The organism is Veillonella dispar (assembly GCF_937975875.1).
Classification (GTDB): Bacteria; Bacillota; Negativicutes; order Veillonellales; family Veillonellaceae; genus Veillonella; species Veillonella dispar_B.
In genome coordinates this window covers 1-6,040 of record NZ_CALJSP010000077.1, presented here as the reverse complement: position 1 = coordinate 6,040, position 6,040 = coordinate 1, and the positions used below count along the sequence as shown (strand labels likewise).

Genomic DNA, 6,040 nt, shown 5'->3' with positions numbered 1-6,040 from the left:
GCAATATTGCGCAACAAAATAAGGATCTTTGGTTATTTGAAACAGCCAATGTATATGAACCAAAAGCATTGCCTTTAACAGAAGTACCTCATGAACGCCCTATGGCTTGCGGTATCTTGATGGGCAAGGCAAACCAAGCTGGTTGGAATCAAGCAGAACGCACTACAGATTTCTATGATGTAAAAGGTATTGTAGATGCGTTGTTAGCTGAATTAGGTGTTACAAGTTATGAAATTAATCGCGGCACTGAGCCATACTTCCACCCAGGTGTAAGTGCTCAATACGTTGTTGATGGTAAAATGATTGCTCAGTATGGGGAATTACATCCACAAGTGAGCAAAAACTTTGACTTACCTGGCAAAGTATACATGTTTGAAATCGATTTGGAAGCCGTATTATCCTTAACGATTCCAGCATTCCGTTATACATCCTTCAGTAAATTCCCAGGCACTAGCCGTGACCTTGCTATTGTGGCACCTGTGTCCGTATCTAGTGGTGAAATTTTATCTATCATTAAAGAGCATGGTGGCGAATATTTAGAAAGTGCATCTATCTTCGACGTTTACGAAGGTGAACATATCGAAGCTGGTTACCGCAGTCTTGCATACAACTTACAATTCCGTTCTATGGAAGGTACGTTGAATGATGAGGATATTGATGGTAATATTCAAGCTATTATCGATGCATTAGCAGAAATTAACTGCAAATTACGTTAATTGTAAGCAGTATATTGAAAGGGTTTACCGTATGGTAAACCCTTTTAGTACTATAGTTATACCTTTAGTTAGGTAGAAAGGATTATCCATGGAATTATTGGCTCCTGCCGGTACGATGGAAAACTTTATAGCTGCGTTAGAATCTGGAGCAGATGCGATTTACCTCGGTGGTAAAGGCTTTAATGCCCGTGCTCATGCAGCAAACTTTGGCATTGAAGAACTAGCTGAGGCTATTCGATTGGCCCATATTCTAGATGTGTCCGTATATGTAACTGTAAATATTCTCATAGGCGATTCTGAATTATCTGCTCTTGAAGAATACTTAAAAGATTTAGAGCGTATTGGTGTGGATGCTATTATCGTTCAAGATTTAGCAGTTGCCAAATTGGCACAACGAGTGGCTCCTAAACTTCACTTGCATGGCAGTACGCAGATGACGGCTGCTACATTAGATGCTGTTCGTTTTTATGAAAGTCTCGGTTTCACCCGCGTTGTGTTAGCTCGTGAATTGAGCCTAGCTGAAATCGAACATATTTGTAAAAACTGTACAGCTGAAATCGAAGTCTTTGTACACGGCGCCTTATGTGTATGCTATTCTGGTCAATGCTTAATGAGTTCCTTCATCGGTGGTCGTAGTGGTAACCGTGGTGCTTGCGCACAACCTTGCCGCTTGCCTTATGAATTGTTGGATTCTTCAGGTACTAGTTTGTTGCCAAAACATGAAGCCTATCTGTTAAGTCCAAAGGATCTTAACTATAGTGAGCATATGAATGAACTCGTTGCAGCCGGTGTTACGTCCTTTAAGGTAGAAGGACGTATGAAAAAGGTTTCCTATGTGCGTCAAGTTATTGGGACCTATCGTCATATTTTAGATACGGCTCATATAGACTCTTCTGATGCCGATGCATTGGCTTCTGGATTTAATCGTGGGTTCTCTACAGATTATTTAACAGACCATGTAGGAAAATCCATGATGACCGTTGTGGCCCCAAATAATCAAGGGAAATTAATCGGCAAAGCAGAAGTCAAAAAGGGACAAGTTCATTTGTACCTAACAGAACCGATTGAAAAAGGTTCACTCTTAAAGGTAATGCAAGCTTCTGGTAGTATTACGTACTACCAAATTGATCAGAATTGGTCCTTAGTAAATGAAAAACATTTTGTAGGTAAACCTGATGAAGGCTTTGCAGCAGGACAAGTATTCTTGGCATCTACGCCAAAATCTCAAAAGCAACGGGGCTTACAAGACTTTAGTGCTAAATTAGAAGTACATGGTTATCTATCTATTAATACGGATCAAGAGCAACCCTTTACGGAATTAACTTTTGTATTGAATGATGGTCGTACGGTCACGGTAGCTAACGAGTTTGAACCTGTGTATGCTAATAATAAACCGACTACCTTAGAGAAGGTTACAGATCAAGTAGGTAGATTAGGTAATACATTGTTTACTCTAGCTTCTATGTCCATTCCCGAAGGGCCATACATGTGGCCTGCTAGTGTTTTGAATGCATTGCGTCGCGATGCAGTGGAGGCTTTAGAAACTCTGTTGATTACAGATCATGAAACTGCTTGGGCAGAGTTAGCTGTAGAACCTCAAGATATGACATCTATGGTTGCTAAGGATAAGATTGAATATACTGAGCCTATGGTAAGTGCTCGCGTTGATGAATTAGAGGCTGTGAAAGCTACTATTGAAGGGGGCGCTAAGAAGATTATCTTCGGCGGTGACCGTTTACAACGCAAGCCTTATGAACTTAGTATTTATGAAAAGGTAGCTACCCTTTGTAAGGATGATAATGTGCTTTGCGTATTTGCTACGCCGCGGGTCGTGAAAGACGATGAAGTTGAAGCGTATATGAATACTCTTAGGGCTATAGTTGAGGCTAAACCAGATAGTATTTCTATTCATGTGCCACAAGCGTTATTATGGCTTCGTGATTTAGGGTATACAGGTGCTATTGAGGCTGATACAGGTCTTAATATATTTAATGGCTCTGCATTACAAGTATGGCAAGACTTTAATATGAGCAGCATAGCGCCATCCTTAGAGTTAACATTGGCACAACTTGTTAACTTGCAAAAATCTACTAAATTGCCATTAGAAATAATGGTACATGGTTACACGGAAATGATGATTTCTGAATACTGTGCTATCGCAAGCTTTGTGGGCACTGGCAAAAAGGAAAACTGTCCTATGCCATGTGTAACAGAGGACTATGCATTGAAGGATCGTAAAGGGGAAGTGTTCCCATTGCGTACAGATCCTTATTGCCGCATGCATATCATGAATAGTCATGAAATGGATATGCGTGCCTACGTACCAGAGTTACATCGAAAAGGGCTACATATTTTACGCATCGATGGTCGACATATGGATCCACATCGTTTGCGTACTATCGTAGCAGATTATGTATCCATTCAAAATGGAACAAAAGAGGCTCCGCCTAAGAGTGTAGGTAAAGATGATACACCTATTACAAGGGGCCACTATTTTAGAGGTATTTTATAAAAGAGGTAGTACATTGTTTAACGAAGATGTATTAGACTTTCACCATATAAAAGAACAATTAAAACAGCATTGTAGTTCTACCATTGCTAAAGAATTAGCCATGCATATTGAACCCATGACGGATGCTAAAGCTATTCAAGAGAACCTTGATGAAACAGCAGAAGCCATGCGTTCTTTGCAAACTGAGGTAGAACAACCGTTAGGCGGTACGCGAGATATTCGAGAATCCTGTAAAAAGAGCCGTAAAGATTTTGTTCTTACTCGTGAAGCATTGTGGGATATATATTTGACCATTGGTGCTTATAAGCGGATGACAAAGTTTTTTAGAACAAAATATATGGAGTATCCATTGCTATCCCTATGGGTACAGGATATGCCGAATACAGATCGTATTGAAAACCGTTTTAAACGAGTCTTTGATGAAAAAGGGGAATTGCTTGATACAGCATCTCCTAAATTGGCGAGCCTTAGAAATACGATTATTAAAACTCGTGAAAAGATTAAAAATGATATTCAAGCTATCTTGCACGACAAGGATAATCAAAAGTATTTCCAAGAAGCAATTATTACGCAGCGTAATAATCGCTACGTAATCCCTGTAAAACAGGAATATCGACAATATTTTGATGGTCTTATTCACGACCGTTCTGCAACGGGTCAAACCTTATATATTGAACCGATGCGCTTGGTGAATCTAAATAATGAATTACAAGAGGCATTAATTGGTGAAGAGCAAGAGGTATTGCGTATTTACCGCGAATTATCAGCCCTTGTAAAACAACATAGCAATGATTTGATGGATGCTTGTGAAAAGGTATCACACATCGAATTTGTATATGGTAAGGCGAGCCTTGCTATTTCCTATAAGGGTGTACCAGCAATCTTGAGTACTGATAGAACAGTTAATCTCATGAGAGCTCGTCATCCATTAATTCCACCAAATGTAGTAGTGCCTACAAACATTCAATTGGGCACATCATATCGTATTTTATTAATCACTGGTTCTAATACTGGTGGTAAAACAGTATCACTTAAAACATTGGGATTATTGAGTTTAATGAACCAATGTGGTTTATTTATTCCTGCTGATCACGGCTCTATGTTGCCTATATTCCATAATATCTTTGCCGATATTGGGGACGAGCAAAGTATTGAAGCTAGCTTAAGTACGTTCTCCGCTCATATGACACAAGTTATTTCTATCATTAAACATTGTGGTCCAAATGATTTGGTATTGTTGGATGAGCTTGGATCTGGTACTGATCCAGAAGAAGGTAGTGCGCTTGCAGTATCTATCCTTGAGTTCTTCCGTAAAAAAGGCGCTCTCATGATGGTAAGTACCCATTATAATGAGCTTAAAAATTATGCATACCATACGGAAGGTATTGAAAATGGCCATGTAGAGTTTGATGAGCGTACATTAAAACCTACATATCGACTCCATATCGGCGTAGCCGGTAGTAGCCATGCATTGAGCATTGCTGCACGCTTAGGCTTACCAAAGGATATTGTGACGCGCGCAGCAGAGTATAAATCTCAATTTGGTAGTCATGAAATGGAAGAGGTTCTTTCAGATTTGAATGAACAACTTCGTAAAGCATCTGAACGTGAAAGAGCCTTAAAGAAAGAGCTCGATGAAACACGTCGTATGCGTGGTCAATTAGAGAAGGAAAAGAAACAGTTTAACGAAAAACGTAAACAAATCTTAGCCAAAGCTCAAGCAGATGCAGAATCTATGAAACGTAGCTTACGCGTTGAAGGGGAAGCGATTATCAAGCAATTGAAAGTGCAATTCTCTGAAACAAATAAAGATAAGCGTCAATCTGCCATCAATGCAGCTCGTAAGGGCATCTCTAATGTGCATGTGCCAGAAGCTCCAGTAGATGATGATCGTAAGTCCTTGACAGCAGATGCTATTAAGGTGGGCCAAGCTGTATATGTTACGTCATTGCGCTCATTAGGTACTGTATTGTCTATCAATGGTAATCGAGTGAATGTAGATATTAATGGATTAACAGCTACAGTTAAGGTTAGCGAATTACAATCTACTACACGTGAAGAAGGCAATAAGCTGGCTCGTGAACAAAAGGCATCCATGCCTAAGACACGAAAACGTATGGGTGGTTCTGCTGTACAACGCCAAAAAGAGGTTCGCACTGAAATCAATATTCTCGGTCAAACCGTAGATGAAGCGACAGTATCTGTTGGTAGATTTATTGACCAAGCCTTGCTGGGTGGTGTTAGCCAAGTACGTATTATTCACGGTAAGGGAACTGGTGCATTACGAGAAGGTGTGCATCAATATTTGCGTACCTTACCGCATGTAGCTCACTTTGAAACAGCAGGCTATGATGAAGGTGGTGCAGGGGCTACCAATGTAGTTCTGAAATAAAGCTACTCAATAGTGATATAGTTATAGATAATACAGTAAATTATTATCGTCTATCAAATTGATTATGGGGTATAGCTATATACATATATAGAAATAAAAAAGGTAGTAAGTTCTTTGAACTTACTACTTTTTTTACGTAAAAGAAAGGAGCGGAACACTTGTTCCGCTCCTTTAGCGTATTAGATTAACGATCTTTTTTACTAGACTTTTTACTTTTGGATGAATTAGATTTCTGTTCAGTTGCATCATCTTTTGAGCCACTGTCATCTTTTACTGCTTCATCTTTTGACTTGTCTTTATCGTCTTTTTTATCTGCCTTTTCGTCCTTAGCGGCTTCTTTTTTAGGCTGTGCTTTTGCAGGGTTGTGACCCATTCTCCGACTCTTACCTTGTCGCTGTCTGCGATAGGGAGGGTAGGCAG

The 6,040-nt window shown here is 39.7% G+C and carries 2 protein-coding genes and 2 pseudogenes; 3 read left to right on the top strand and 1 reads right to left on the bottom strand.

The window, feature by feature from the left end:
- The 3 genes and pseudogenes from Q7P05_RS03710 to Q7P05_RS03700 all read left to right on the top strand — a co-directional run.
- Nucleotides 1-716, top strand: a pseudogene (locus Q7P05_RS03710) (phenylalanine--tRNA ligase subunit beta); the annotation flags it as partial.
- Nucleotides 717-804: 88 nt separating this feature from the next.
- A complete protein-coding gene (locus tag Q7P05_RS03705) occupies nucleotides 805-3,228 on the top strand; it encodes a DUF3656 domain-containing protein (RefSeq protein ID WP_303930539.1) in 2,424 nt (807 codons plus the stop codon).
- A 13-nt stretch (nucleotides 3,229-3,241) separates the two neighbouring features.
- Nucleotides 3,242-5,620, top strand: a complete 2,379-nt coding sequence (locus Q7P05_RS03700; RefSeq protein ID WP_303930538.1) for an endonuclease MutS2 — start codon at nucleotides 3,242-3,244, stop codon at nucleotides 5,618-5,620.
- 184 nt (nucleotides 5,621-5,804) lie between these two features.
- Here the strand turns inward: Q7P05_RS03700 and Q7P05_RS03695 are convergent.
- Nucleotides 5,805-6,040, bottom strand: a pseudogene (locus Q7P05_RS03695) (hypothetical protein); the annotation flags it as partial.